Source organism: Burkholderia sp. Bp9031, from assembly GCF_003857965.1.
Taxonomy (GTDB): domain Bacteria; phylum Pseudomonadota; class Gammaproteobacteria; order Burkholderiales; family Burkholderiaceae; genus Burkholderia; species Burkholderia ambifaria_A.
Genome location: NZ_QTPW01000040.1, coordinates 18,227 through 41,883 on the forward strand (window position 1 = coordinate 18,227; position 23,657 = coordinate 41,883).

Below are 23,657 nucleotides of genomic sequence, written 5' to 3' on the forward strand. Positions count from 1 at the left end.
TCGAAACGCGATGCAGCAGCCGCGGCGCGTGATGCCTCTGCGCGAGCGGGCTCTTACTTGCTGAAGGTCAGGAATGAAAGTCGCCATTGTCATCTTCGATGGTGTGCAGGCGTTGGATGTCGCAGGCCCACTGGACGTATTTGCGGAAGCCAACACATATCTTCCTGTTCATCAAAGGTATGAGGTTTCCCTCGTGGGAAGCCGGGCCGGCACCGTGACCTGTTCGAACGGAATGCAGTTGTCCGTCCCGTTCGGCTTTGCGGATATCGACGCGCAATATGACCTGATACTGGTCGCGGGTGGTCCGCAGTTGCCGGACGCCCGACCGTCCGGCGACGTCCTTGCCTGGCTGCAGTCGCAGGCACGGGGCGCGACACGGTTCGGCTCCGTGTGCAACGGCACGTTTCTGCTCGGCCATGCGGGCCTGATCGACGGCAAGGCCGTGACGACGCACTGGGCGGTTGCAGAGCGTCTCGCAAACGAGTTTCCATTGGCAAGCGTAAAACCCGACAGCATATTCATCCGGGACGGGCGACTGTTTACGTCCGCCGGCGTGACGGCAGGCATCGATCTTTGCCTGTCGTTCGTGTCGGAAGACTGGGGACACGAGATGGCCGTCCGCATCGCGAAGCAACTGGTCGTCTATATTCAGCGCGAAGGCGGGCAGTCGCAGTACAGTCCGTTCGTCTCGGCCGGCAAGGACGAGGATCCGATCATCGGCAAGGTTCACCAGTACGTGACCGACCACATCACCGATACGCTGTCGATCGAGCAGCTCGCGAGCGCCGTGTCGGTGAGCCGCCGGACCTTCTCGCGGCTGTTTGCCAAGCATGCAAAGGTGACGCCGTCCGCGTTCGTCGAACAGATTCGCGTCGACACCGCGAGGACATTGCTCGAAAAGTCCGACGCACCGCTCAAGACCGTCGCGTTCAGATGCGGCTTTCACAGCGCGACGCATATGCGCTCGACGTTCGCGCGGCGGCTCAACGTCACGCCGCAACAGTACCGGCAACGGTTCAGGAGCACGGCGGATTCGAATCGGCACGCGCAGGCCGGTGCGGGCGACCCAGCCGGTTCGCAAGAGCCATTGCATCCGTGAGTCGCGCCGATTCGGTTCAGCCGCTGCCGGACATTCTCGAGCCCGGGTTGTCGGTGATCTTCTGCGGAATCAACCCGGGGCTCGGTTCGGCGTCGACGGGCCATCACTTCTCGAACGCAAGCAACCGATTCTGGCGCGTCGTTCACCTGGCCGGCTTTTCTCCCGAACGGATTCGTCCCGAAGACGATCGCACGCTTCTTCGATATGGTTGCGGGCTCACCACGGCAGTTTCGCGTGCGACGGCGCGTGCCGACGAGTTGTCGCGATCAGAGCTGGAAGCGGCCGCATCCGGATTTAAGCGGAAGATCGAACATCATGCGCCGCGGTACGTCGCGTTTCTCGGCAAGGCCGCACTTGCCGCGATGTCCGGCAAGCGCGACATCCAGTGGGGCACGCAACCCGATACGTTCGGCGGTGCACTTGCATGGGTGCTGCCGAATCCGAGCGGCCTGAACCGCGCGTTCGACCTCGATTCACTGGTAGCCGCCTACCGTGAACTCCGTGTCGCGATCGCGTCCGTGCCTTGAAGTTCTGCGTTGTTGCGCAGCGTGTCGGTAACGAAATCCACGAAGGCCCGGACCTTTCCGCTCGCGCCTCGCCGCTCGACATGGAGCAGGCTTACCGGAATCGGCTCGGGCTCGAACGCCGTCAGGACGGGCCGAAGCCTGCCGTCGCGCACCTCCTGGGCGGCCTGATACGACAGAAGCTGCGTCATGCCCACGGAATCGACGGCAGCCAGAACGGCGGCCGGAACCAGGTCGACGATCATCCGCGGTCGAAGTCGAACGGGCACCCGCAAACCGTTGTCGTAAAACACCCACTCGAGCGGAAGCGACACACCGGTGCATGACACGCAGTCGTGACGGATCAGGTCGCGCGGATGCGCGGGTTCTCCATGCGCGGCGAAATAGGCAGGCGCTGCGTACGTTCGTCGCCGAACGACACCCAACGGAAGCGCGAATATCGACGAGTCGCCCAGGTGGCCGATCCGGATGGCAATATCGACGCCCTCCTCGAGCAGCCGCGTGGTCCGGTCGACATACACCGCGTTGACGTCGACATCGGGATAACGCAATACGAATGCATTCACCAGCGGCGCGATGAAGCGCTGGCCGAACAGCACCGGGGCCGAAACGGTCAGCGTGCCCACGGGGTTCTCATGATCCGCGGCAATATTCACCTCCGCGTCCGCGATGACGTCCAGCACCTTGCGGCACGCATCGGCGTAGGTCGTACCCGCGTCCGTTGCCCGCACCGAGCGCGTCGTGCGCGCCAGCAGTTGCGTGCCGATTCTGGTTTCGAGCGAATGGACCGCCCGCGAAACCGCCGCCGTCGACAAGCCGAGCTTCTCCGATGCGGCGGTGAAGCTGCCGCGGTCGACGACGGCCACAAAGACTTCCATCTCGCGCAACTTGTCCACTCCGCCTCCCGACCCGGTCGATTGAATCCATACGTCGCGATTGTATGCGCGCGATCCTGCCGGTCGTGCTTTCGCACGTTCGGGTGACCCAAAAACGCGGCAGGATGGCCGCAATCGATCCATTTCCGTTCGGCATGAAGCATGCCGATCGTGCCACTCGCGGTTCGCCGATGCCGGTCATTCCGGCCCGACGTAAACAGAGTCTTTCCGTTCGTGCCGGTAATGAAGACGTCCACTACGGCCGTGGCACATTTCGCTCGCTCATTGGCCCAAAACCGAAGCTGCTCGCGCTATGGGAAAGCCGCTCCATCTCTGACAATGAATGCCATCACCGCGTGGCCGCGACAGCACGACAATACCGGCCCGCATCGCCGGGCGCCGTGCGTCTTGCACATTGCGTCGTATTGCTAACCGAATGAGAGAGTCCGCCATGTTTTCTGCAATGCTTGAAGTCAAGCCGATACCGGAACAGTTCGATGCCTATCTCGGCATGGCGAAGATGCTTCGGCCCGAACTCGAGAAGATCGACGGGTTCGTCGATAACACGCGCTATGGAAGCCTGACCCGGGACGGATGGCTTCTGTCGCTGTCGAGCTGGCGCGACGAGAAGTCGCTGGTGCGCTGGCGAACCTCGACGAAGCACCACACCATTCAGCAGGTCGCGCGCGATCGCATATTTTCCGACTACCACCTGCGCATCGGCCAGGTCGTCGCCGATACGTGCATTCCAGCAGGTCAGGTCCTGCAGGAACAGCGCCTCGACGTGACCGAGGTCGGCGCAGGCACGGCCGTCATGCTGCTGGATGCGACGTGCGCACCGGACTGGCCCAGGCAGGCAGGCGCGCAAGCGGTTGCCGAATGGTTGGGGCTCGACACGCAGGCGCACGGCCTCGTTGCATGGGACGCGTTTGACGCGCTGTTGACGCCCGGCGACGTGATCGTCGTCGCGACCTGGCGCGATCAGGCTGCCGCCGCCGCGTTCGAACGCGGAGCGAACCTGCGCTCCGATACGCGCGTTCGGCATATCCGCATCGTGCGGGAGTACGGCATGTTCGATCGCAGGGAAGCGCCGCAGCACTTCGACGAAGCGCGTCGCCATGAACCGGCCACACGCTGACGGCATCTTGCCGATGCCGTCATTTCTCCAATCTCTGTAGATAAGGGATCCTATGAGTTCCGCCCCCCCTTCGACGACCGGAACGAGCGAGCCGCTCGGCGTACCCGCACCGGCGCACGCGCCGTTGCGGAACACGCAGACGCCGGTGCAGCCGGGCTCCGGCCACGCTGCATTGTCGCCGCGTGTCGCTATCGGCCTGGTCGGAATGCTGTTCGCGTCGTTGCTGGCGATACTCAACGAACAGGTCACCGCATCGGCGATGGCCGACATTCAAGGCGCACTGTCGATCGGACATGACGACGGGACCTGGCTGACCGCGCTGTTCGAAGCCGCCAACGTTGCGACGATGGTGTTCGCCCCATGGTTCGGCATGACCTTCACGCTGAAACGATTCACGATCGGCGCCGTCGTCGCCACGTTGATCTTCGGCATGCTTTGTCCGCTCGCGCCGACCCTGCCCGCACTTTACGTGCTGCGCGTGCTGCAGGGCGTGGCGGGCGGTTGCCTGCCGCCGATGCTGATCATCGTCGCGCTGCGCTATCTGCCGCCCAAGATAAAGTTGTACGGGCTCGCCGGATACGCGCTGACCGCAACGTTCGGGCCCGCGCTCGGCACGCCGCTGGCTGCATTGTGGACGGAGTATGTCAGTTGGCGCATGGCCTTTCTTCAGATTGTGCCGCTCGGGATCGCGAGCTGTCTGGCGATTCGGTTCGGCATCCCGGCCGATCCGCTGAAACTCGAACGGTTCGGTTCGTTCAACTGGATCGGATTCCTCACCGGCTTTCCCGGCGTGGCAATGCTCGTGATCGGCCTTCTGCAAGGCGATCGCCTCGACTGGCTGCATTCCGGCTTCATCTGCGCGATGTTTTCCGGCGGGGCGTTCCTGCTTGCGGTGTTCCTCGTCAACGAATGGTTTCACCCGCTGCCCTTTTTCAAGCTGCAGATGCTCGGCCGCCGCAACTTCGCGCACGGCCTCCTCACGCTCACGGGCGCCGTGGTGCTGCTGGTCGGCGTCGCCGCGATACCGGGGCAGTATCTCGCGAAGGTTCACGCCTATAGAGCGCTGCAGACGGCTCCGCTGTCGCTGCTGGTCGCGCTCCCGCTACTGATTGCGCTGCCCCTGACGGCCGCCGTGCTGAACCTTCGGCAGATCGATCGCCGCTGGGTGCTCGGTATCGGACTTGCCCTCATGGCAACGACATGTGCGATGGGTAGCGTGATGACGTCCGAGTGGATTCGCGACAATTTCTATCTGCTTCAGTCGTTACAGATCGCGGCCCAGCCGATGGTAATCCTGTCGATCCTGATGGGCGTCACGACGGGTTTGCCGCCGACCGAGGGCCCGTTTGCGTCGGCCATGTTCAATTCGCTGAAGACGTTCTCCGCCGCAGCCGCGACTGCGCTGATCGAAGGAGTCGGTACCGCTCGCGAACGCTTTCATTCGAACGTGCTGGTGGACCGCCTGGGCAACCACATGGCGGCGACGGACCAGAGCATCGACACCCTTCGCGGTCTTAGCGAGCTTGCACACCGAGTCCACGAGCAAGCGTTCGTGCTGACGTCGGCCGATCTCTATCGCGTGATGGCGGGCGTCGCGATTGCGCTTCTTCTCCTCGTTCCGGTGTTGCCCGTGCGGATCTATCCGCCGTGGACCATGACGCCGCCTCCTTCCCGTTGATGGACAAAATCATGTCAACCGCCACCCGTTTCCCGTTCAAGACCGCTTACGTTGCCGCATCCTTGGTCGCGGCAGGCATGGCCGTATGGGGCTGCGCACGGCTCATTTCCGCACCGGCTACCGAGTCAACGAACGACGCCTACGTACAGGCCGACTTCACGCTCGTTGCACCGCGCGTCGCCGGTCAGATTTCCGACGTCCTGGTGGACGACAACGAGTCGGTGAAAGCCGGCCAGTTGCTGGTACGCATCGACGATCGCGACTTCCGCGCGGCATTGCTGAGTGCCCAGGCGGATGTGATTGCTGCCAAGGCGTCCGTGGCCAATTTCGAAGCCGAGATTGCACGACAGCCATCGCTCGTCGGGCAGGCGCGAGCGACGCTTCGGTCCGACGAGGCCAGTATCGCGTTTGCGCGGGCGAATGCATCGCGTTACCAGAATCTCTCGGAAGCCGGTGCAGGCACGGCACAGGAGCAGCAGCACGCTTCGACGACGCTCGCCGAGCAGCTCGCCCAGCAAGCGCGCGATCAGGCCGTGTTGACGGCGACCGAGCAGAACCTCGACGTCCTGCGCGCCGGACGCGACAAGGCGGCGGGCGCGCTGGCGCGTGCCGAGGCGGCGCTGGAACAGGCCACGCTCAATCTGTCCTATACGGAAATCCGCGCGCCGGTTGACGGAAAGATTGGACGACGTTCCGCGCGGGTGGGTGCGTTCGTGACGCCCGGGACAGCGATTCTCGCGATCGTTCCGCTCCGCGACGCCTATGTCGTGGCCAACTTTCAGGAAAACCAGATCACCAACATGCGACGAGGTGCCGGCGTACGCATCAAGGTCGACAGCTTTCCGGGCGTCGTGATTCGCGGCCATGTGGACGGTCTCGCGCCCGCGACCGGCGTGAGCTTCGCGCCCATCGCGCCCGACAACGCGACAGGCAATTTCACGAAGGTCGTACAGCGTGTACCCGTCAAGATCACGATCGACCGCGGGCAGCAGGCAGCGTCTGCACTGAGTGTGGGGCTTTCCGTCGAAGCGGAAGTGGCCGTTGGCGAGCATCGCGATGTGCCGGTGGCGGGAGGGAACGGGAAATGAAAACGAGCGAATTCTCCGTACGCGAGACGGTACTGGCGATACTCGCATGTCTCGTGATGGCGGGATGCACGTTGGGTCCTGACTTCGAACGTCCGAAAAGCCCGACACCCGATGTCTTCAGCCGCACCGAAGCGGCGCAAGCTTCGAGCAAACCCGTCGAATCGCCATTCAATCCGGATTGGTGGGCGCTCTTCGGCGATCCGATACTCGACTCGCTGGAAAAACAGCTCGCCGACGCGAATCTGGACGTGGCAGCGGCCTCGGCACGCCTGCGACAGAGCCGTGCGCAACGGCGCGTTGCGGGTGCCGCGGAACTTCCCACCATCGTCGGCGCTGCATCGTATGACCGCGAGCGTGGAAGCGAGAACGGCATATTGTCGTTGCTTGGCGTCACGCCGACACAGACTCAACCGCAATCGGCATCGGGAAACGCGCCGGTCGGCGTGGCGGCGTTGCCGGGATCCAAAGGTTCGCCGGCCTACAATTTGTATCAGTCGGGTTTCGATGTATCGTGGGAGATCGACATCTGGGGCCGGGTTCGACGCGGCGTCGAAGCTGCAACGGCATTGACCGACGCGTCTTACGAGGATCGCAATGCCGTGCTGCTGTCGGTCCGGGCCGAGCTCGCGCGGGACTATATCGAGTTGCGCGATACGCAGTCTCAGCTTCGTATCGCACGGCAGAACCTCGAGATTGCCCGGGATGCAGTCAACCTCACGCAAGTTCGCGTGCGCGAAGGGGTAACGACGGAGCTCGACGTCGCCAATGCCTCTGCACAGGCCGAGTCGATTGAAAGTCTGATCCCGACGCTCGAAGCGAAATGCGAGACGACGATCAATGCGATTGGCATGTTGCTCGCACAGAATCCGGGGGCGCTGCGGGATGTGCTCGGCGAGTCTCGCGACGTTCCGCCGCTCCCTGAACACGTGCCGATCGGCTTTCCGTCCGAACTCATGCTGCGCAGACCGGATGTCAGGAGAGCGGAGGCGCAGCTGCATGCAGCAACGGCGTCGATCGGAATGGCGAAGGCCGACTTTTATCCGCGCATTTCGTTGAACGGCAGCGCGGGTTTCCAGAGCCTGCAACTGTCGAGCCTCGCCAACTGGGCATCCGGCCAGTTCGTCGTCGGGCCGTCGATTACGCTTCCGATCTTCGAGGGTGGCCGTCTCAAGGGAATGCTCCACCTGCGGGAAGCGCAACAACAGGAGGCCGCGATCAACTACCAACGTACCGTACTCGAGGCATGGCGGGAAGTGGACGACGCGCTGGTCGTCTACACTGCCGAACAGCGCCGGCGCGATCGGCTCGTATCCGTGGTGACGCTGAACCAGCGCGCGCTCGCGATCGCGCGGCAACGGTACAAGGCGGGAGCGGTCGATTACCTCGATGTACTGAACGTGCAGAAGCAGCTGGTGGCGGCACAGAGCAATCTCGAGCAAAGCAAGGCAACCGCCGACACCAACCTCGTCACGCTTTGCAAGGCACTCGGTGGCGGCTGGGAATCGACGTACTCGATTCAGGACGCTGCTCGCTGACAAGGCGCTCAGGCGTAAACTCACCCCAACAAAAAAGGCCCGGCAAAGCCGGGCCAATCAGATCGAGACACAAGGAGAATCCCGCCCACCCCACACCGGGCGGTCACGCCGCACTACCGCACTACACGACGTTCTTTTCGACGATCGGCCGGTTTTCGAGCACACGCTCCCAGCCGAGCGACGACAGGTCGAGCGATTCATACCGCCCGCCCAGAATCAGTTCACTCACCCCACGCCCGGTCGCAGGCCCCTGCTGCAGCCCGTGCCCGCTATATCCGTTCGCGAACACGACGTTGTCGAGCTCGGGGTGATACCCGATGATCGCGTTGTGATCGAACACGTTGTACTCGTAGTATCCGGACCAGCAGTTCTCCACGCGCAGCGCTTCGAACTCCGGCACGCGATTCGCAAGCGTCGGCCAGATCACCTCGTCGAACAGGTCGTGATCGACCTCGTCGAGCGGCAGATCGTCGGGATCGCGATCGGGGCTCGGCGACGTCCCGCAGATATACGTGCGCCCTTCCGGCCGGAAATACACGCCCGTCGGATCGATCAGCAGCGGGCAATCGGTGAGCTTCGCCGGCGACGACACGTTGAAGATGCTGCGACGCCGCGCATACACGGGAATGTCGATGCCCATCATCGACGACAGCGTGCGCGTCCACGCACCAGCCGCGTTGACGAGCGTGTCGCACGCGTAGCGCTCGCCGTCGCTCGTCATCACATGCGTTACCTTGCGACCATCGCGAACGACGCCGGTCACGTCCGACGGCACGTAGCGCGCGCCCAGCGCCTGTGCCTTCTTGCGCAGCGCCTGCACGAGCCCGTAGCCGTCGAACCACCCTTCGCCGCTGACGCCATACGCGCCCGACACGAGATCGTCGACGTTCAGCCACGGGAACTTCGCGCGCAGCGCATCGCGATCCATCAAGCGGATATCGGCACCGAGCTTCGTTTGCAGCGCATGGTTCTCGCGCAGCGTCGCATCGCCTGCCGGCGTCGCGAGGAACAGGTAACCGCCCTCATGCAGATCGATCGACGGCCGGCTGCCGTCGACCTCGAGCCGTTCGCCGATCGTGCGCAGGAAATCGATTCCGAACAGCGACATCTCGATCGACAGCGGCGTCGAGAACTGCTGGCGAATCGACGCGGCCGACAGCGCCGACGACGACTTCGCATAGGTGGGATCGCGTTCGATGACGGTCACGGACACCGTCGGATCGGTAGCACGCAGGAAATACGCGATCGAGCTGCCGATCACACCACCGCCGACGATGACGACTTGAGAACTCACGACTGACTCCAGTTGCACGTGAAAGGCGCGGCCAGCCGGCCGCGCCCGAAGGTTGTTCGTGCCGCGTCGCGCGCGGCGCCGTGCGTGTGGACCGCCCGGCGAATCGCCTCGACATGCACCGCGATCGGATCCGATCGCTTCGGGTATTTCAGCACGTCCGGCGTCGCCGCGAAAGCCCGCACGCGTCGGGTATTCAGTCCGACGTTTGCGTGGTGACGGGCTGCCACGCGGCGTTCTTCACTTCATACAGCGTCGAGCTCGGGTTCTTCAGGTCGCCCGTGTTCGTGAACGCGATCGTGCCGGTGATGCCGTCGTAGCGCGTGCCCTTCAGCGCGCCGTTGAAATCGGCCGGCTTCGCCGAGTTCGCCTTCTGCATCGCGTTGATCGCGATCCACGTCGCGTCGTACGCGAACGGCGCATACGCGAGCATGTCGACGCCGTACTTCTGCTTGAATTTCGTTTCGAACTGCTTGCCCTTCGCGAGACGCGACAGCGGCTGCCCGTATTCCCACACGGCCGCGCCTTCGGCCGCATTGCCGGCAAGCTTGATGAAGTTCGCGTTCATCACGCCGCCGCCTGCCAGGAACTGCGCGCGGATGCCGAGCTGGCGCATGCGCTTGACCAGCATCGCGGACTGCGCGTCGAGGCCGCCGAAGAACACCAGGTCGGCATTCGTGCTCTTGATCTTCGTGAGCTGCGCGCTGAAGTCGACGGCCTTGTCGTTCGTGAATTCGCGCGCGACGATCGTGCCGCCGTTCGCCTTCGCGGCCTTTTCGAACTCGTCGGCTTCGCCCTGGCCGAACGCGGTGCGGTCGTCGATGATCGCGATGCGCTTCGCCTTGGTCACGCTCGCCGCATACGCGCCGGCGTTGCCGGCGTTCTGCGCGTCGGTTGCGATCACGCGGTACACGGTGCCGAGCCCGGCGCGCGTGATGTCGGGATTGGTCGCCGACGGCGTGATCATCGGAATGCCGGCCTTCGCGTAGATCTTCGACGCGGGCAGCGTCGTGCCCGAATTGAAGTGGCCGATCACGACGGCCACCTGTGCGTCGGTCAGCTGCTGCGCGGCCTGCACGCCGATGCGCGGGTCGCTCTGGTCGTCCTGCGATGCGACGACGAACTTCACCGGCTTGCCGCCGATCGTCGTGTGCGCGGCGTTCGCCTCGTCGACTGCCATGCGCACGCCGTTCTCGATGTCCTTGCCGTAGGCGGCGCCGCCGCCGGTCAGCGGCACGGCCACGCCGACCTTGACGACCGTCTCCTGCGCGTGGGCCGCGCCCATCTGGAACGCGAAAATCGCGGCGGTCAGTGCGATGCCGGAAAGCGAGCGAATGCGGAACGTCATCGGCCAATCCTTCTTGTATGGGTCGGGATGCGGCGCGCGACCATCGCGCGCCGGCGACCTCTCGCGTGCCGGTGATTTTTTCTGTCGCCGGGGCGTCGCCAATGGCGCATCGCCTGCCGGTCGATCACCGCGGTTCCGTCTCCGGGGAACCTGTCAGCGCGAAAGAGGTGAACCGATTGTGGGTAGCCAATACGCGTGCAGCAAACGAAATATCGGAACTATGTTGTGAGGAATTGTCATCAAGTACCGTCGCTACCGACGGTACGCGGCCCGCGCGACGGCGGGCCCGGAGGGGGAAACTTCAAGCGATGCGCGCAGATGCCGTTGCATCAAGGCGGCGCCGGGTAATGCCGATGGAGAATCAATCGCTGTGTCAGGCCGCCGCCCGTGACGTGACACGTCGCGCATCGCACGATTCGGTCGCGGACGCTCAGTGCCGGTCGATGTGCGTATCGGTGCCCATATGCTTGCGCACCGCATCGGCTGCCTCGCCGGCCTTCTCCTGCAGCTTGCCGGCCTGCTGCTCCGCGACGCCCTGCGCTTCCGTCTCGCGGTCGCCCGTCACCTTGCCGAGCGCTTCCTTGACCGAACCCTTCACTTGTTTGAGCTTGCCTTCGATGCGATTCCTGTCCATGGTCGTCTCCTGCGATGAGTTGGGGAGAGAGCCGACGGCAAGGCAGCCTGCGCCGCACCGCCGAGTGGACAGGATCGCAGCCGCGCGCCGCACGCGGCAGATGCGGATGCACCAGCCCGCATGGTGCATTCGCACCGATGGGGCAGCGGCCGGCGTCAGCCCTTGCCGGTCGCGCCGCCCTTGTCGGCGGCCTTCTCGGCGCCCTTCTCGCCGCGCGCGCCGTTCGCGTCGGCCGCGCCGACGATCCCCCGCTCGCGCGCCCACACGATCGCCTCGCCGCGGCTATGCACGTCGAGCTTCGCGTAGATCGTCGCGACGTGATTGCGGACCGTGTTCGGCGCGAGCCCGAGGCGGCCGGCGATCTCCTTGTCGGCGAGACCGTGACACAGCAGGTCGAACACGTCGCGCTCGCGTGCGGTGAGGTCCGACAGCTGCGCGCCCGCGTCCGGCGCATTCGCGCGCCGCACGTTCGCCAGTTTTTCGATCAGCGTGCGGCTGAACCACGACGCGTCCTGCATCGCGGTCTCGATCGCGTAGACGAGTTCCATCTCGGTACGCTTGCGATCGCTGATGTCGAGCAACGCGATCAGCAGGCAATCCTGGCCGTGAATCGCGACCGGGTCGGCCGATACCACGCAATCGCGCACGTCGCCATCGCGCGTGCGGATCTGCACGTCCGCGTTGCGCACGTTGCCGTCGCGCGCGAGCTGGCTGTCGATCCGCTGGCGCGCGCCGCGCTCGGCCCACAGCCCGATCTCGTCCGCGGACTTGCCGAGCAGGTCGTCGCGCGCATGGCCGGCCATCGCGACGAATGCATCGTTCACGTCGAGCAGCTCGAAGCGGTCGGCCGTGACGATCGCGGTCGCGACCGGCGCCATCCGGAACGCCTTCGCGAAACGCTCCTCGCTCTGCCGCAACGCGAACTCCGCCTGCTTGCGCGGCTCGAGATCCATGAACGTGAACAGCATGCATGCTTCGCCGTTCATGTCGATCGGCTGCCCGGCGACGACGACCGCCTTCGTGCCGCCGTCCGCGCACTTCAATACGGCCTCCATCTGCGGGATCGTCGCGCCCTCGCCGAGCCGCTCGATCGCGAGTTCGCGCCGCTCGGCCTGTTCGAGCACATCGAGTTCATAGACGGAGCGGCCGAGCACGTCGTCGCGCGCGTGGCCCGTCATGTCGAGGAAGCCTTGATTGACCTTCACGTAGCGCAGGTCGTCGAGCCGGCAGATCACGGCCGGCGCCGGATTCGCGTTGAACGTGCGCTCGAAGCGCTCCTCGGCGCTCGCCCATTCGGTCGCGTCGTGCAGCACGAGCGCGAGACAGTCGGGCTCGCCGGCCGCATTCGTCAGCACGAGGCTGCGGATCCGGTGGACCCAGCTCACGTTCTCGTCGGCGGCCGATTCGACTTCGACCGTCACGTCGCTGAACTCCTCGCCCGCGATCACGCGGTCCATCGGATAGTGGCCGTCGCGCACCGGATGATTGTTCCGGTAGCGCAGCCGGAAGCGCTCGCGATACTCGGTCACGTCCGCGCCGAGCGCATCGAGCTCGGTCACGCCGTGCATCGCGAGTGCGGCCTCGTTCGCCCACACGATCCGCTGGTCGGGTTCGATGAGGATCACGCCCTCGGTGAGCCCCGCGATGATCTGATGCAACTGGCGCCGGTCGGTATGCGACTTGAGCACCTGTTCGTTTACGCGTTCGTCCATTGATTGGTGGTCCACATGGTCGACATGGTTGCCGGGCCGGTCGCCTCCGCGCCGACATGCGCCGGATGGCGCGTGCCGCGATGATCGCGTGCCGCCGATACGACGGGCAGGTGCAGATGCGCCACGCGCAATAGTACATTCGCATGCCGCGCCGCCTGCGTGCGCTACCCCGCCGAGCGGCGCGCGGCGCGGCATCCGCGCCTGCCGTCCCGCGTTGCCCCCGTCATGGCGCATGCCTCGTTCCCGCTCCTTCGTTCCGTCCCCGTGCAAACGCACTAGCCGATCCGGTGAATTTGCGCGATGTCCGCGTGCGTTCGCGCCGGTACGCTGGTACTGAATCGGCGCGTACGCGCTGCCCTACCGCAGAGGAGGACCACCTGATGAAGCTGCATCAGACACCCGATCCGACGCGGCCCGAACCGGCCCCGGACCATCCGCCCGAACCGTCGCCCGGCACCGATCCGCCGGTGCCGCTGCCGCCCGACGTGCCGCGCCCGGACATGCCGCCGCGCGAGCCCGGCTACGACACGCCGATCGCGCGGTAGCACACGGCGCGATCGGCATTCATCCACTCACGCCAATCGCAGGAGAACATCAATGAACAAGATCTCGCACCTTTCGACACTGCTCGCCGTCAGCGCGGCCTTCCTGCTCGCCGCCGCACCGCTCACGAGCGCGCAGGCACAGGCGTCGTCGCCGGCCGGCAACGGCATGACGACCGAATCGAACCAGCCCGTCACCGACACATGGATCACGACCAAGGTGAAGAGCGAACTCGCGACCACCGAAGGCCTGAAGAGCACTCACGTCAGCGTGAAGACGGTCGACGGTGTCGTCACGCTGACGGGCGTGCTGCCGTCGAAGATCGCGGTGAAGAAGGCCGTCGCCGTGACGCGCTCGATCAAGGGCGTGAAGCACGTCCACGCATCCGGCCTGAAGGCTCAGGCCTGAGTTGTCACGCGGCCGAGCGCCGCACTTTTCTCCCCTTACTCCAGGAGCGAACGATGAACGAAGACAAGATCAAGGGCCAGTGGAAGCAGCTCACCGGCAAGCTGAAGGCCAAGTGGGGCAAGCTGACCGACGACGATCTGACCGCTGCCGAAGGCAACCGCGACTATCTGGTCGGCAAGATCCAGGAGCGTTACGGGATCGCGCGCGACGAAGCCGAGAAGCAACTGAAGGAATTCGATCGCAAGCTGTAACGCGCCGGTCGTCTCACCCCGCCGCGATGCGTCCCGCGTCGCGGCAACGCGAAGGACAACGACATGGGCAAATATCTGATCGCATGGCTGCTCGGCGTGCCGGTCGGCGTGCTGGTGCTGTTCTACCTCGTCACGCACCTGTTCTGACGCTCGCGGCGCCCATGCAACGCAAACGGGCCGGAGGCTGTCATCAGCCGCCGGCCCGTTTGCCTTGGTGCGTCGCGCTTACTTCGCCGCGTTCGCCGTCATCTTGAAGATGCCCTGCGCATTGCCCGCATCGAAACGCAGGTCCGTGACCCAGCGGCGCGCCGTCTGGTCGAACGTGCGGCGGCGGGTGATGAATTCATAGAACGAGCCCGGCACGTTGCGCTTCACCGTGCCGCCGTCGCGCGTGCGGAACTCGCGCTCGACGATGTCCGCGCGATACGCGGTCTGGAACACGCGGCCCGAACGCGAGCGCTCGACTTCCGGCTTCATCGGCCGGCCCTTCGCCTTCTCGTCGTCGGACAGCTTGAACACGTCGGTCACGCGATCGGTCGCATGGTTGAACGCGTTGCCTTCGGTCGCGATCCATGCCATCTCGGCCGATTCGAGCAGCAGCGTCTCGTAGTCGAGTTCGTTCGGCAGGTCGTGCTGGCGAGCGAACGCGCCGACGATCTCGGGCAGCAGTGCGTGCGCGGCGTCGAGCGACAGCCAGCCTTCGCGCTCGATCTCCCACAACAGCGCGACGGCCGCCGGCGACAGCGGATCGCGCGACGAGCTCACGACGTTCGTCACGGCCTGCTGGAATTCTTTCGAGAAACGTTCCGGATGCAGTTCGCTGACGAAGAACTGCGCGATCTCGTCCGGCGCGTCTTCATGCGCGTATGCGCGGCCGGTCATGCCGAGCTTGTCGAGCGGGTAGCGGCCGTTCAGGCGAAAGCCGAGCGGACGCAGGATGCGCGTGAACGCGGCTTCGCCCGGCGGCAGCGCGCCCGTGTGCGGCCAGCGCACCGTGCGCAGCGCGCCGTGGTCGAAGTAGACCGAGCCGCCGTTCTCGATGGCATCGGCCGTGTACGCGCGGCCGTTCGCCGAACGTTCGAGCAGCCCTTCGAACAGCGCCATGTTCATCGCCTGGGCGATTTCCGCACGCGTGACGACGTCGGTTTCCCATTCGTCGAGGATGGCCGGCATGTTCAGGGTCGCGAACAGGGCGTCGGTCTTCGCCTGTCCCAGCAGCTTCGTCAGCAAGCTCTCGATATTCGGATTGCGCATCAGGATTCTCGTCTCGGGGGACCGCCGGCAAACGTGCCGGCAACTCGGGTGGCCGGCCGCCCAACGGGCGCCTTGCCTTGCGTGGGATGCATTATTCAAAGAGTTGCAGCGGGGCGTAAAGCGAGATTAAATTGACACGTGATGAGTTTTTGGAATTATTCGCGGCCTCCGCACTCGTCGCCGGCCCGCCGTGGGCGGGTCCGTTTGTCAGACAAAACGAGCATCATGCGCAAATTCAAGATCCCCAACATGGGTGCGCTCGTGGCTTTCGAAGCCGCGGCGCGCCACGAGAGCTTCACGCACGCGGCGAAGGAGCTGTTCCTGACCGAAAGCGCGGTATCGCGGCAGATCGCGACGCTTGAAGCGAGCCTCGGCGTGCGGCTGTTCGCGCGCGTGAAGCAGCGCGTCGTGCTGACGCGCGCCGGCAAGCTGTACGGCACGCAGGTGCGGCGCGCGCTCGAGGCGCTCGATCGCGACACGCTGTCGATCATCGCGCACGGCAGCGGCGGCGGCTACCTGGAGCTCGCCGTGCTGCCGACCTTCGCATCGCACTGGCTGATCCCGCGCATCAAGAGCTTCTACGACCGCACGCCGGACGTGCGCGTGAACATGGGCAGCCGCACCGACCTGTTCTCGTTCGAGGACACGCACTTCGAAGCCGCGATCCACTACGGCAAGCCGACCTGGCCGGGCACCTCGTCCGACTACCTGTTCGGCGAGGAAGTCGTACCGATCTGCTCGCCCGCGCTGCTCGACGGGCCGGTCGAACGCGTGGAGGACCTGCTCGCGTATCCGCTGCTGCACTCGACCACGCGTCCCGGCGCGTGGGCGCAATGGTTCGAGACGCACGGCGTCGAGGACATCCGCACGATGCAGGGCGTGCGCTACGAACTCCACACGATGCTGATCAGCGCGGCCGCGGCCGGGCTCGGGATCGCGCTGGTGCCGAAGTTCTTCGTCGAGGAACAGCTGCAGCAGCTCGGCCTCGTCGTGCCGTGCGACGCGGCGACGGTCGGCGATTCGGCGTACTACCTCGTGTATCCGACCGAGTTCAGCCACAGCAAGCCGCTGGAGTCGTTTCGTGCGTGGTTGCTGGAACAGGCGAGCGCGTATGCGGCGCCGGGGCGGGAGGAAAACGACGTGGCGGATGGCGAAGACGACGAGGATGTCGAATAACGCGCGGCATCGCGATGTAGCGTGCTTCGCCGTCTTGTCGTACGGACGGGCGCCCTGCTTGAGCACCGCGCTGACGCGCCAATGTCGGTAATGCCGGCAATGTCGGAACAGGGAAAAAACGGGACGACGAGGATGCCGGGAGACGCGAGTGGTCCGGTGCGCGCCGGGCGGGCAACCCCGACCCGGCGCTCCGGGCAGCCGACCTCGCTTCGGCAGCGCGGCGGACCTTCTCTCATTTCTTCACTGCGTATGTTTTCTCTCAGGTTCGGGGGCATTTTTTACTTCACCGCGCCCGGCCATTATCCGCCCAAACCGGTCGAAGTGAAACGTTTGCGCTTGCGCCGGGCAACTTATTCCCGGCATTCGGAAACAATCCTTCAAAACACTTACGAACCAAACGATCTCGCTCGGCAAATCTTGCAATCGGCTCGGCGTTCCTTTCTAATGGAACTGGTTCCATTCCGCGTTTCGGCCACGCCGTCGCGTGACGCCTCGACGTTCGCGCGTCATGATGCCGATTCAGGATCGAGGATCATTCAGTTCAGGATTCCGCATCGCCCGTCCTTCCCGGACACCCGTCAAACGAGACCGTCATGCCCGATTCCGCCTCCCTGCAGCAGTTGTTTCCCGCCTATCAAGACATCCCCGCCGAGTTCCGGCTCGCCGCACCGATCCACCAGCGCGTGTCGCTGGTCGACGGCGCGCTGCGCCCGTGGGACGGCACGACCAAGACCGTGCTGTCGCCCGTGTGCGTGCGCCAGCCGGACGGCAGCGTCGCGCAGATGGAGATCGGCAGCTATCCGGTGATGGGCGAGACGGAAAGCGACGCGGCGCTCGACGCCGCGGTGCGCGCGTACGACTCGGGCCGCGGCGAGTGGCCCACGATGAAGGTCGAGCAGCGCATCGCGTGCATGCAGGACTTCATCAAGCGGATGGTCGCGCAGCGCGAGCTGGTCGTGAACCTGATCATGTGGGAGATCGGCAAGAGCCTCGCCGATTCGCAGAAGGAGTTCGACCGCACCGTCACGTACATGACGCAGACGATCGACGCGCTGAAGGAGCTCGACAACGCGAACTCGCGCTTCGTGATCGCGGAAGGCACGATCGGCCAGATCCGCCGCACGCCGCTCGGCGTGGTGCTGTGCATGGGGCCGTACAACTATCCGCTGAACGAGACCTTCGCGACGCTGATCCCCGCGCTGCTGATGGGCAACACCGTGGTCTTCAAGCCGCCTCAGTACGGCACGCTGCTGTTCGAGCCGCTGCTCGAGGCGTTCCGCGACGCGTTCCCGAAAGGCGTGATCAACACGATCTACGCGCCGGGCGCGGTGGTCGTGCCGCACATGCTCGCGTCGGGCAAGATCAACGTGCTCGCGCTGATCGGATCGAGCAAGGTCGCCGATCACCTGAAGAAGCAGCATCCGAAGTCGCACCGCCTGCGCGCGATCCTCGGCCTCGACGCGAAGAACGCGGCGATCGTGCTGCCCGACGCCGATCTCGACCTCACCGTGAAGGAGTGCCTGCTCGGCGCGCTGTCGTTCAACGGCCAGCGCTGTACCGCGCTGAAGATGCTGCTCGTGCATCGGTCGATCGTCGACGAATTCCTGAAGCGCTTCACCGCCGCGCTCGAACAGCTGAAGATCGGCATGCCGTGGGAGAAAGGCGTCAGCATCACGCCGCTGCCGGGCATGCATCGCACCACCTACATGACCGATGCGATCGACGACGCGAAGGCGAAGGGCGCGCAGGTCGTCAACCACTCGGGCGGCGAGTTCAGCAAGACGCTGTTCTACCCGGCCGTCGTGTATCCGGTGTCCGAAGGCATGAAGCTGTACCGCGAGGAGCAGTTCGGGCCGATCATTCCGGTCGCGCCGTTCGACGACGTGGAAACCGCGCTCGACTACGTGACGACGTCGGAGCACGGCCAGCAGGTCAGCATCTTCGGTTCCGATCCGGCGCAGATCGGCGCGCTCGTCGATCCGCTCGTGAACCAGGTGTGCCGCGTGAACATCAACTGCCAGTGCCAGCGCGGGCCCGACGTGTTCCCGTTCGCGGGACGCAAGGATTCGGCGGAAGGCACGCTGTCGGTGACCGATGCGCTGCGCGCGTTCTCGATCCGTTCGATGGTCGCGGCCAAGCAGACCGACGGCAGCAAGCAACTGCTCGATTCGATCGTGTCGGACCACCACTCGAAGTTCATCAACACGGGCTTCATTTTCTGAAGCACTGAAGCGGGTTCGATGCGATGGATGATCCGCCGCGCGTTCGCGCGGCGGATCATCCGTTCATATGCGTGCGGGTCGTACGTTCATACGTTCGACGCCAGCAACCTGATGCCCGCCACACCGAACACCACCGCGAGACACGCTTCCATCGCGCGCCGGCCGCGCACGTAGAGCCGGCGCGCGCCGTCCGTCGAGAACACCAGCGCATAGCCGCCGAACACCAGGCACCCGATCGCGATGCAGCCCGGCACGACGGCGCCGTGCGACGCGCCCGCGCCGTTCGACGACAGCGCGACGATCGACACCCACACCAGGATGGCTTTCGGATTCGTCAGGTGCAGCATCGCGCCGCGTGCGTAGAAGCGCGACAGCGTCTGATCGGGCGCCGCCTTCAGCGTGGCGGCAGCCTTGGCCGACCACGCGGTGCGCCCCGACTTGAACGCGAGCCACAGCAGGTACACGCCGCCGAACAGCTTGATCGCGACCAGCAGCTTCGACCACGCGAGCAGCGCCGCCGATACGCCCAGCGCGGCCACCGTCGCCCAGAACATCGATCCCGAGATGACGCCGAGCGCGAACGCGAGCGCCGCCTTGCGGCCATGGTTCGCGGCGACCGACATGATCGCGAGATTGCTCGGGCCGGGGCTGGCCGTGCCGACGAAATAAGCCGTGTAGGCCAGCAGCAGGTTGGCCGAGAAGAAGGCGTGGACGCTCATGTCGAACCTCGCGAGGATGATCCCCGGATTGTTCGCAAACACGGCGCGGCTGCCCATGGACAGTTGTCCGGTTATTCGCTGGGCCAGTTGGGTGGCGCGGGCGACGACGTTGCGCTCGCATCCGGATCGCCGCGCGCAAAACGTCTCGAATCTGAAACATCCGGCGCAGGTGGCGCGGCATTCGATCGTGCGGCGGACCTCGTTGCGGCGCGCGGCACACAACCGGCCCGAGGCCGCCGGGACGCCCGACACACCAGCGTCGCGACCTTCCGGCGATGCGTCGGCTGAAACGCACAGTTGGTTTCAACCCGACATTACGTTACATCGCTGAAGCATTTCATCCGTCCGGGCCCTCTCGTGCGGCCGAGCGCGACCGAGGGCAGCGTACGGACACCCGCGTCGATTTTCCGTGCAAGCCAGTAGCGGCGGGACACGCTGGCCGCTGCCGCGACTCGCGGCAACCGTGCTCGACCACCGGATCGCGGCGCTGGTACGGAACCTGCATTCGCAGTGCAGTGACAACCGCGCCGCCGGTTGGTGCGGACATGAACCCGGATCGGGACCCGTCCACCGGATACGCCCGAACGATCCACGCAAGCAACGAGGTTCCTCATGGATGCGCTGCCCAACTCATCCGATACGTCGTTCCAGCTCTTTCTCGCGAAACTGCTCGAACAGCCGCAGCCCGAATGGACCGAAAAGCAGCAGATGGAACTCGAGATGGCGCGTGCGCTGTCGACCCAGATGGTCCACTTCGCCGAAGGCATGCGCGGCGGCAACGCGGATCTCGCGCGCTGCCTCGTGCTGCTGCGCTACGCGAAGGTCCTCGACTTCATGCTGACGTCGCTCGCCGCACGCCGCGACATTCACCCGCAGACGCTGCGCACGCTGTTCCGGCTCGCGAACCTGAAGGTCGACGACGCGTATCCGGTCTGAGCGGGCACCGGGCCGCACAACGCACCGCCCCTACGGCTAGCGCGCAACCCGCCCCGCCATCCACTTGCGGTAACGCCGCGTCTGGCACTGCGCGGCCATCTGCTGCGACACCAGCGCGCGCAGCGGCGACACGCCCGGATGCGTGCGTCGCCCCGCGCTCAACCGCGCGAGCTGGAACTTCACGACGGCCATGTTCGCCAGCGCGCCCAGCGCCTTGTTCTTCCACCGGATCGGCTGCAGCGCCGGCGCGCTGTCCTTGCCGGCCTGCCAGTCGCGCGGCAGGTTCGGATCGATCGACAGCGCGGTCGCGATGCCGACCATCGCCACGCCGCTGGCGACCACCTGCTCGGCCACCGCGCGGCGCCGGATCCCGCCCGTGACCATCAGCGGCATGCGTGCGACCGCCGTGATGTCCCGCGCGAATTCGAGGAAATACGCTTCCCGGGCCAACGTGCGTCCGTCGCGCGCCTCGCCCTGCATCGCCGGCACTTCGTAGCTGCCGCCCGACAGCTCGACTAGATCGACGCCGAGCGGATTCAGCAGTTCCACGACGCGCTTCGCATCGTCCGCGCTGAAGCCGCCGCGCTGGAAGTCGGCCGAATTCAGCTTGACCGACACGACGAACGCGGGCGACACCGTCGCACGCACGGCGCGGACGATGTCGAGCAGCAGCCGCGCGCGGTGCTCGATGCTGCCGCCCCACGCGTCCTGCCGGCGGTTCGTCAGCGGCGACAGGAACTGGCTCAGCAGGTAACCGTGCGCCGCGTGGATCTGCACGCCGGTGAAGCCGCTTTGCTCGGCAAGCTGCGCGGCGCGCACGAAGCGCTGCTGCACGTCGGCGATGTCGGCTTCCGTCATCTCCTTCGGCACCGGGAACTGCTTCGACAGCGCGCCGAGCGCGAGCGGCACGGCCGACGGCGCGAGCGTCGTCTGGCCGAGCGCCGCCTGCATCTGGCGCCCCGGATGGTTGATCTGCATCCAGACATGCGCGCCGCCGGAGCGTGCGACCTGCGCCCACCGGCGGAAGCGGTCGAGATGCGCGTCGCTGTCGAGCACGACGCCGTTCGGCCCCGTCATCGCGCGGCCGTCCACCATCACGTTGCCGGTCAGGATCAGGCCGGCCCGGCCGTCGGCCCATGCCTGGTACAGGCGCAGCAACGCATCGGACGGCGCGTGATCCGCGTCGGCCATGTTCTCCTCCATCGCGGCCTTGGCCAGCCGGTTCGGAATCACCGCGCCATTGGGCAGTGTGAGGGGGGCAAACAGGTTCATGGTGGGCATCCTCGATTGACGATGCCCAACCATAACTTTAAAGTCAGCTTCAAGGTCAAGCCCCTCAGGAGCACACCATGAAAATCGGCGAACTGGCGCGCACCAGCGGCATCGCGGCGTCGCGTATCCGGTTCTACGAAGCGAGCGGCCTGCTCGAACCGGCACGTCGGCAGGCGAACGGCTATCGGGAATACGGGCCGGAAGCGCTGACGCGGCTCGCGATCATCGATCGCGCGCAGCGCGCGGGTTTCGCGCTCGATGAAATCCGCGCGGTGCTGCCGCCCGATCTCGGCGCGTGGCCGCGCGACGAGCTGCTCCAGACATTGCGGCACAAGGTCGACGAAATCGCGCTGCTGGAGCAGCGGCTCGCGCAGAACCGCCGCAGCCTGCAGGCGCTGATCGACGAGATCGCGAACAAGCCCGCCGGCGAGGATTGCGCGGGCGCCGCGCAACGCATGCTCGACAAGCTGTGCAAGGAAGAGGCCGAGGCCGCAGCGGCGCCTGCGCCGGTGTCGCACCCGAGGCCGGCACGCAAGCGCGCGTGAGCGTGCGTGTACACGCATGGCGCCGGCTGTCCGCGGTGCATGGCCACATGGATTTGCTTACGTCGCAGGTAATCGACGCGCATCGCCCGCGCGCCGATCATGGCTGCATCGATCGACGCATCGCATCGACACCCCGGAGCCCGCCATGACCGCCTACGCCATCGCCCACCTGCACGACGTTCAAATGTGCGACGACATCGTCGAATACCTCGAACGCATCGACGGCACGCTCGCGCCATTCGACGGCCGTTTCGTCATTCACGGCGCGCGGCCCGACGCGCGCGAAGGCGTGTGGCGCGGCGACCTGATCGCGATCGCCTTTCCCGATCTCGCCGCGGCGCGCGCCTGGTACGAATCGGATGCGTACCGGCAGATCCAGCCGCTACGCGCTCGGCACGCGAGCGGCCGGTTGATCCTGATCGACGGCGTCGACGAGTCGCACAAGGCGACGGACATCCTGCGCTGAACCACGACGCATGCGACACATGCATCGCATGCGACGCTTACTTCGCGTTGCGCTCCATCGGCTCGCCGACGACGAAACCGCCGCCCTGGTAGCGCTGCGCGGGATCGTCGTACTCGGCGGTCGGCGCCGTCGGCGGGAACAGCCCCGCGAACTGCGCCGAGCTGTCCTGCGGCCGGAAGCCGAGGAAGCCGGCCTTCGTGTTGTCCCACCACTTCACCGGGTTGTCCGACACGCCGTAGACGATCGCGTGCCCGACGCGGTTCGTCAGCAGCGAGCAGCGCACGAGCTCGATGAAGTCGCGATAGCTGAGGAACGTGACGAGCATGCGCGGATTCTTCGGCGCCTCGAACGACGAACCGATCCTCAGGCACACCGTTTCGATCCCGAAGCGGTCGAAGTAGTAGCGCGACAGCGACTCGCCGAAGCACTTCGTCACGCCATAGAGACTGTCCGGACGCAGCGGCGAATCGGCATCGAGCACTTCCGTGACCGGATGGAAACCGATCGCATGGTTCGAGCTCGCGAACACGATCCGCTTCACGCCGTGCTTGCGCGCGGCTTCATACAGGTTGTACGTGCCGGTGATGTTCGCACCCACGAGATCGTCGAACGGCGCATCGACCGAAATGCCGCCGAGGTGGACGATCGCGTCGACGCCGTCGACGAGGTCCATCACCGCCGGCCGGTCGGCCAGGTCGACGACACGGGTTTCTTCGTGCGCGGCCGCGTCGTCCAGCGCGGCGATGTCGCTCACGCGCACGACGTCGGCCCAGTTCGCCAGCGCGCCGCGCACCTGGCGGCCGAGGTTGCCGGCCGCGCCGGTCAGCAGCAGGCGCCCGAACGGCTTGCGTGCGCCGGTGGATGAGGCGTTCATCGAGTCTCCTTGAATCTGTCCTGAGGGTGTCCGGGAAGTTGCCCGAAATCGATGGAATCAGCTGAAATC

At 65.5% G+C, this 23,657-nt stretch carries 26 protein-coding genes; 16 read left to right on the forward strand and 10 right to left on the reverse strand.

Annotation, left to right across the window (positions count from 1 at the left end; all coding sequences use genetic code 11):
• The first annotated feature begins 73 nt into the window (after window positions 1–73).
• Window positions 74–1,099, forward strand: coding sequence for a GlxA family transcriptional regulator (locus DIE15_RS32655; protein ID WP_057925924.1), 1,026 nt, complete (start codon window positions 74–76; stop codon window positions 1,097–1,099).
• Complete coding sequence (gene mug, locus DIE15_RS32660) at window positions 1,096–1,626, forward strand: G/U mismatch-specific DNA glycosylase (protein ID WP_185734587.1); 531 nt, start codon at window positions 1,096–1,098, stop codon at window positions 1,624–1,626. The genes DIE15_RS32655 and mug overlap by 4 nt, the downstream gene beginning before the upstream one ends.
• On the opposite strand, the gene DIE15_RS32665 is transcribed toward mug, so the two are convergent.
• Entirely contained in the window at window positions 1,587–2,519 is a 933-nt protein-coding gene (locus tag DIE15_RS32665; protein ID WP_124835461.1) for a LysR family transcriptional regulator, read from the reverse strand. The genes mug and DIE15_RS32665 overlap by 40 nt on opposite strands.
• Before the next feature lie 44 nt (window positions 2,520–2,563).
• Between DIE15_RS32665 and DIE15_RS32670 the strand changes: the two genes are divergently transcribed.
• From DIE15_RS32670 to DIE15_RS32690, 5 genes are read left to right on the forward strand one after another with little or no spacing between them, the layout of a single operon-like run.
• On the forward strand, window positions 2,564–2,938 hold the full coding sequence (locus DIE15_RS32670; RefSeq protein WP_124835462.1) for a hypothetical protein: 375 nt from the start codon (window positions 2,564–2,566) through the stop codon (window positions 2,936–2,938).
• 11 nt (window positions 2,939–2,949) lie between these two features.
• Window positions 2,950–3,636, forward strand: coding sequence for an antibiotic biosynthesis monooxygenase (locus tag DIE15_RS32675; protein ID WP_057925927.1), 687 nt, complete (start codon window positions 2,950–2,952; stop codon window positions 3,634–3,636).
• A 52-nt stretch (window positions 3,637–3,688) separates the two neighbouring features.
• Window positions 3,689–5,314 (forward strand): MFS transporter, encoded by a 1,626-nt coding sequence (locus tag DIE15_RS32680; RefSeq protein ID WP_124835463.1) that lies wholly within the window; start codon window positions 3,689–3,691, stop codon window positions 5,312–5,314.
• A gap of 11 nt (window positions 5,315–5,325) precedes the next feature.
• A complete protein-coding gene (locus DIE15_RS32685; RefSeq protein ID WP_124835464.1) occupies window positions 5,326–6,402 on the forward strand; it encodes an HlyD family secretion protein in 1,077 nt (358 codons plus the stop codon).
• Window positions 6,399–7,937, forward strand: a complete 1,539-nt coding sequence (locus tag DIE15_RS32690; RefSeq protein ID WP_124835465.1) for an efflux transporter outer membrane subunit — start codon at window positions 6,399–6,401, stop codon at window positions 7,935–7,937. Before DIE15_RS32685 ends, DIE15_RS32690 begins: the two co-directional genes overlap by 4 nt.
• A gap of 121 nt (window positions 7,938–8,058) precedes the next feature.
• On the opposite strand, the gene DIE15_RS32695 is transcribed toward DIE15_RS32690, so the two are convergent.
• The 5 genes from DIE15_RS32695 to DIE15_RS32720 form a co-directional block, all read right to left on the reverse strand.
• A complete protein-coding gene (locus tag DIE15_RS32695) occupies window positions 8,059–9,231 on the reverse strand; it encodes an FAD-binding oxidoreductase (protein ID WP_057925930.1) in 1,173 nt (390 codons plus the stop codon).
• Window positions 9,228–9,386 carry a hypothetical protein gene (locus DIE15_RS32700; RefSeq protein ID WP_242431796.1) on the reverse strand — a complete coding sequence of 53 codons (159 nt, stop codon included), beginning with the start codon at window positions 9,384–9,386 and terminating at the stop codon, window positions 9,228–9,230. The genes DIE15_RS32695 and DIE15_RS32700 overlap by 4 nt, the downstream gene beginning before the upstream one ends.
• A gap of 38 nt (window positions 9,387–9,424) precedes the next feature.
• Window positions 9,425–10,576 (reverse strand): branched-chain amino acid ABC transporter substrate-binding protein, encoded by a 1,152-nt coding sequence (locus DIE15_RS32705; protein ID WP_124835467.1) that lies wholly within the window; start codon window positions 10,574–10,576, stop codon window positions 9,425–9,427.
• A gap of 430 nt (window positions 10,577–11,006) precedes the next feature.
• Window positions 11,007–11,210 (reverse strand): CsbD family protein, encoded by a 204-nt coding sequence (locus DIE15_RS32715; RefSeq protein WP_057925932.1) that lies wholly within the window; start codon window positions 11,208–11,210, stop codon window positions 11,007–11,009.
• Window positions 11,211–11,365: 155 nt separating this feature from the next.
• On the reverse strand, window positions 11,366–12,922 hold the full coding sequence (locus tag DIE15_RS32720) for a helix-turn-helix transcriptional regulator (RefSeq protein ID WP_057925933.1): 1,557 nt from the start codon (window positions 12,920–12,922) through the stop codon (window positions 11,366–11,368).
• Between the two features lie 380 nt (window positions 12,923–13,302).
• Between DIE15_RS32720 and DIE15_RS37255 the strand changes: the two genes are divergently transcribed.
• From DIE15_RS37255 to DIE15_RS32730, 3 genes are read left to right on the forward strand one after another with little or no spacing between them, the layout of a single operon-like run.
• Window positions 13,303–13,467, forward strand: a complete 165-nt coding sequence (locus DIE15_RS37255) for a hypothetical protein (RefSeq protein ID WP_162840554.1) — start codon at window positions 13,303–13,305, stop codon at window positions 13,465–13,467.
• A 52-nt stretch (window positions 13,468–13,519) separates the two neighbouring features.
• Window positions 13,520–13,873 (forward strand): BON domain-containing protein, encoded by a 354-nt coding sequence (locus tag DIE15_RS32725; protein ID WP_057925934.1) that lies wholly within the window; start codon window positions 13,520–13,522, stop codon window positions 13,871–13,873.
• Between the two features lie 53 nt (window positions 13,874–13,926).
• On the forward strand, window positions 13,927–14,124 hold the full coding sequence (locus tag DIE15_RS32730; RefSeq protein WP_057925935.1) for a CsbD family protein: 198 nt from the start codon (window positions 13,927–13,929) through the stop codon (window positions 14,122–14,124).
• Between the two features lie 225 nt (window positions 14,125–14,349).
• Here the strand turns inward: DIE15_RS32730 and DIE15_RS32735 are convergent, their stop codons facing one another.
• Window positions 14,350–15,378 carry a DUF1338 domain-containing protein gene (locus tag DIE15_RS32735; protein ID WP_057925936.1) on the reverse strand — a complete coding sequence of 343 codons (1,029 nt, stop codon included), beginning with the start codon at window positions 15,376–15,378 and terminating at the stop codon, window positions 14,350–14,352.
• A gap of 225 nt (window positions 15,379–15,603) precedes the next feature.
• On the opposite strand from DIE15_RS32735, the gene DIE15_RS32740 reads away from it, so the two are divergent.
• Together DIE15_RS32740 and DIE15_RS32745 are read left to right on the forward strand one after the other, a co-directional pair.
• Window positions 15,604–16,554, forward strand: a complete 951-nt coding sequence (locus DIE15_RS32740; RefSeq protein WP_124835469.1) for a LysR family transcriptional regulator — start codon at window positions 15,604–15,606, stop codon at window positions 16,552–16,554.
• A 593-nt stretch (window positions 16,555–17,147) separates the two neighbouring features.
• On the forward strand, window positions 17,148–18,776 hold the full coding sequence (locus tag DIE15_RS32745) for an NADP-dependent glyceraldehyde-3-phosphate dehydrogenase (protein ID WP_057925938.1): 1,629 nt from the start codon (window positions 17,148–17,150) through the stop codon (window positions 18,774–18,776).
• An 86-nt stretch (window positions 18,777–18,862) separates the two neighbouring features.
• On the opposite strand, the gene DIE15_RS32750 is transcribed toward DIE15_RS32745, so the two are convergent.
• Window positions 18,863–19,495, reverse strand: coding sequence for a LysE family translocator (locus DIE15_RS32750; RefSeq protein WP_057925985.1), 633 nt, complete (start codon window positions 19,493–19,495; stop codon window positions 18,863–18,865).
• Between DIE15_RS32750 and DIE15_RS32755 the strand changes: the two genes are divergently transcribed.
• Window positions 19,494–19,826 carry a hypothetical protein gene (locus tag DIE15_RS32755; protein ID WP_124835470.1) on the forward strand — a complete coding sequence of 111 codons (333 nt, stop codon included), beginning with the start codon at window positions 19,494–19,496 and terminating at the stop codon, window positions 19,824–19,826. The two genes, DIE15_RS32750 and DIE15_RS32755, sit on opposite strands and share 2 nt — an antisense overlap.
• Before the next feature lie 281 nt (window positions 19,827–20,107).
• On the forward strand, window positions 20,108–20,431 hold the full coding sequence (locus tag DIE15_RS32760) for a hypothetical protein (protein WP_057925940.1): 324 nt from the start codon (window positions 20,108–20,110) through the stop codon (window positions 20,429–20,431).
• Between the two features lie 36 nt (window positions 20,432–20,467).
• Here DIE15_RS32760 and DIE15_RS32765 read toward each other — a convergent pair whose 3' ends face one another.
• Complete coding sequence (locus DIE15_RS32765; protein ID WP_124835471.1) at window positions 20,468–21,703, reverse strand: NADH:flavin oxidoreductase/NADH oxidase family protein; 1,236 nt, start codon at window positions 21,701–21,703, stop codon at window positions 20,468–20,470.
• A gap of 77 nt (window positions 21,704–21,780) precedes the next feature.
• On the opposite strand from DIE15_RS32765, the gene DIE15_RS32770 reads away from it, so the two are divergent.
• Complete coding sequence (locus DIE15_RS32770; RefSeq protein ID WP_057925942.1) at window positions 21,781–22,248, forward strand: MerR family transcriptional regulator; 468 nt, start codon at window positions 21,781–21,783, stop codon at window positions 22,246–22,248.
• A 145-nt stretch (window positions 22,249–22,393) separates the two neighbouring features.
• Window positions 22,394–22,714, forward strand: coding sequence for a DUF1330 domain-containing protein (locus DIE15_RS32775; protein ID WP_124835472.1), 321 nt, complete (start codon window positions 22,394–22,396; stop codon window positions 22,712–22,714).
• Window positions 22,715–22,751: 37 nt separating this feature from the next.
• Here the strand turns inward: DIE15_RS32775 and DIE15_RS32780 are convergent, their stop codons facing one another.
• Entirely contained in the window at window positions 22,752–23,588 is an 837-nt protein-coding gene (locus tag DIE15_RS32780; protein WP_057925944.1) for an NAD(P)-dependent oxidoreductase, read from the reverse strand.
• Window positions 23,589–23,657: the final 69 nt, after the last annotated feature.

What these genes read in the sequence shown, in the direction of transcription:
- DIE15_RS32690 (WP_124835465.1), top strand. Translation starts at nt 6,399, where the DNA reads ATGAAAACGAGCGAATTCTCCGTACGCGAGACGGTACTGGCGATACTC.
- DIE15_RS32735 (WP_057925936.1), bottom strand. Translation starts at nt 15,378, where the DNA reads ATGCGCAATCCGAATATCGAGAGCTTGCTGACGAAGCTGCTGGGACAG.
- DIE15_RS32680 (WP_124835463.1), top strand. Translation starts at nt 3,689, where the DNA reads ATGAGTTCCGCCCCCCCTTCGACGACCGGAACGAGCGAGCCGCTCGGC.
- DIE15_RS32780 (WP_057925944.1), bottom strand. Translation starts at nt 23,588, where the DNA reads ATGAACGCCTCATCCACCGGCGCACGCAAGCCGTTCGGGCGCCTGCTG.
- DIE15_RS32675 (WP_057925927.1), top strand. Translation starts at nt 2,950, where the DNA reads ATGTTTTCTGCAATGCTTGAAGTCAAGCCGATACCGGAACAGTTCGAT.
- DIE15_RS32770 (WP_057925942.1), top strand. Translation starts at nt 21,781, where the DNA reads ATGAAAATCGGCGAACTGGCGCGCACCAGCGGCATCGCGGCGTCGCGT.
- DIE15_RS32730 (WP_057925935.1), top strand. Translation starts at nt 13,927, where the DNA reads ATGAACGAAGACAAGATCAAGGGCCAGTGGAAGCAGCTCACCGGCAAG.
- DIE15_RS37255 (WP_162840554.1), top strand. Translation starts at nt 13,303, where the DNA reads ATGAAGCTGCATCAGACACCCGATCCGACGCGGCCCGAACCGGCCCCG.
- DIE15_RS32655 (WP_057925924.1), top strand. Translation starts at nt 74, where the DNA reads ATGAAAGTCGCCATTGTCATCTTCGATGGTGTGCAGGCGTTGGATGTC.
- DIE15_RS32750 (WP_057925985.1), bottom strand. Translation starts at nt 19,495, where the DNA reads ATGAGCGTCCACGCCTTCTTCTCGGCCAACCTGCTGCTGGCCTACACG.
- DIE15_RS32765 (WP_124835471.1), bottom strand. Translation starts at nt 21,703, where the DNA reads ATGAACCTGTTTGCCCCCCTCACACTGCCCAATGGCGCGGTGATTCCG.
- DIE15_RS32740 (WP_124835469.1), top strand. Translation starts at nt 15,604, where the DNA reads ATGCGCAAATTCAAGATCCCCAACATGGGTGCGCTCGTGGCTTTCGAA.
- DIE15_RS32685 (WP_124835464.1), top strand. Translation starts at nt 5,326, where the DNA reads ATGTCAACCGCCACCCGTTTCCCGTTCAAGACCGCTTACGTTGCCGCA.
- DIE15_RS32705 (WP_124835467.1), bottom strand. Translation starts at nt 10,576, where the DNA reads ATGACGTTCCGCATTCGCTCGCTTTCCGGCATCGCACTGACCGCCGCG.
- DIE15_RS32745 (WP_057925938.1), top strand. Translation starts at nt 17,148, where the DNA reads ATGCCCGATTCCGCCTCCCTGCAGCAGTTGTTTCCCGCCTATCAAGAC.
- DIE15_RS32760 (WP_057925940.1), top strand. Translation starts at nt 20,108, where the DNA reads ATGGATGCGCTGCCCAACTCATCCGATACGTCGTTCCAGCTCTTTCTC.
- DIE15_RS32755 (WP_124835470.1), top strand. Translation starts at nt 19,494, where the DNA reads ATGTCGAACCTCGCGAGGATGATCCCCGGATTGTTCGCAAACACGGCG.
- DIE15_RS32720 (WP_057925933.1), bottom strand. Translation starts at nt 12,922, where the DNA reads ATGGACGAACGCGTAAACGAACAGGTGCTCAAGTCGCATACCGACCGG.
- DIE15_RS32775 (WP_124835472.1), top strand. Translation starts at nt 22,394, where the DNA reads ATGACCGCCTACGCCATCGCCCACCTGCACGACGTTCAAATGTGCGAC.
- DIE15_RS32725 (WP_057925934.1), top strand. Translation starts at nt 13,520, where the DNA reads ATGAACAAGATCTCGCACCTTTCGACACTGCTCGCCGTCAGCGCGGCC.
- DIE15_RS32670 (WP_124835462.1), top strand. Translation starts at nt 2,564, where the DNA reads ATGCGCGCGATCCTGCCGGTCGTGCTTTCGCACGTTCGGGTGACCCAA.
- DIE15_RS32715 (WP_057925932.1), bottom strand. Translation starts at nt 11,210, where the DNA reads ATGGACAGGAATCGCATCGAAGGCAAGCTCAAACAAGTGAAGGGTTCG.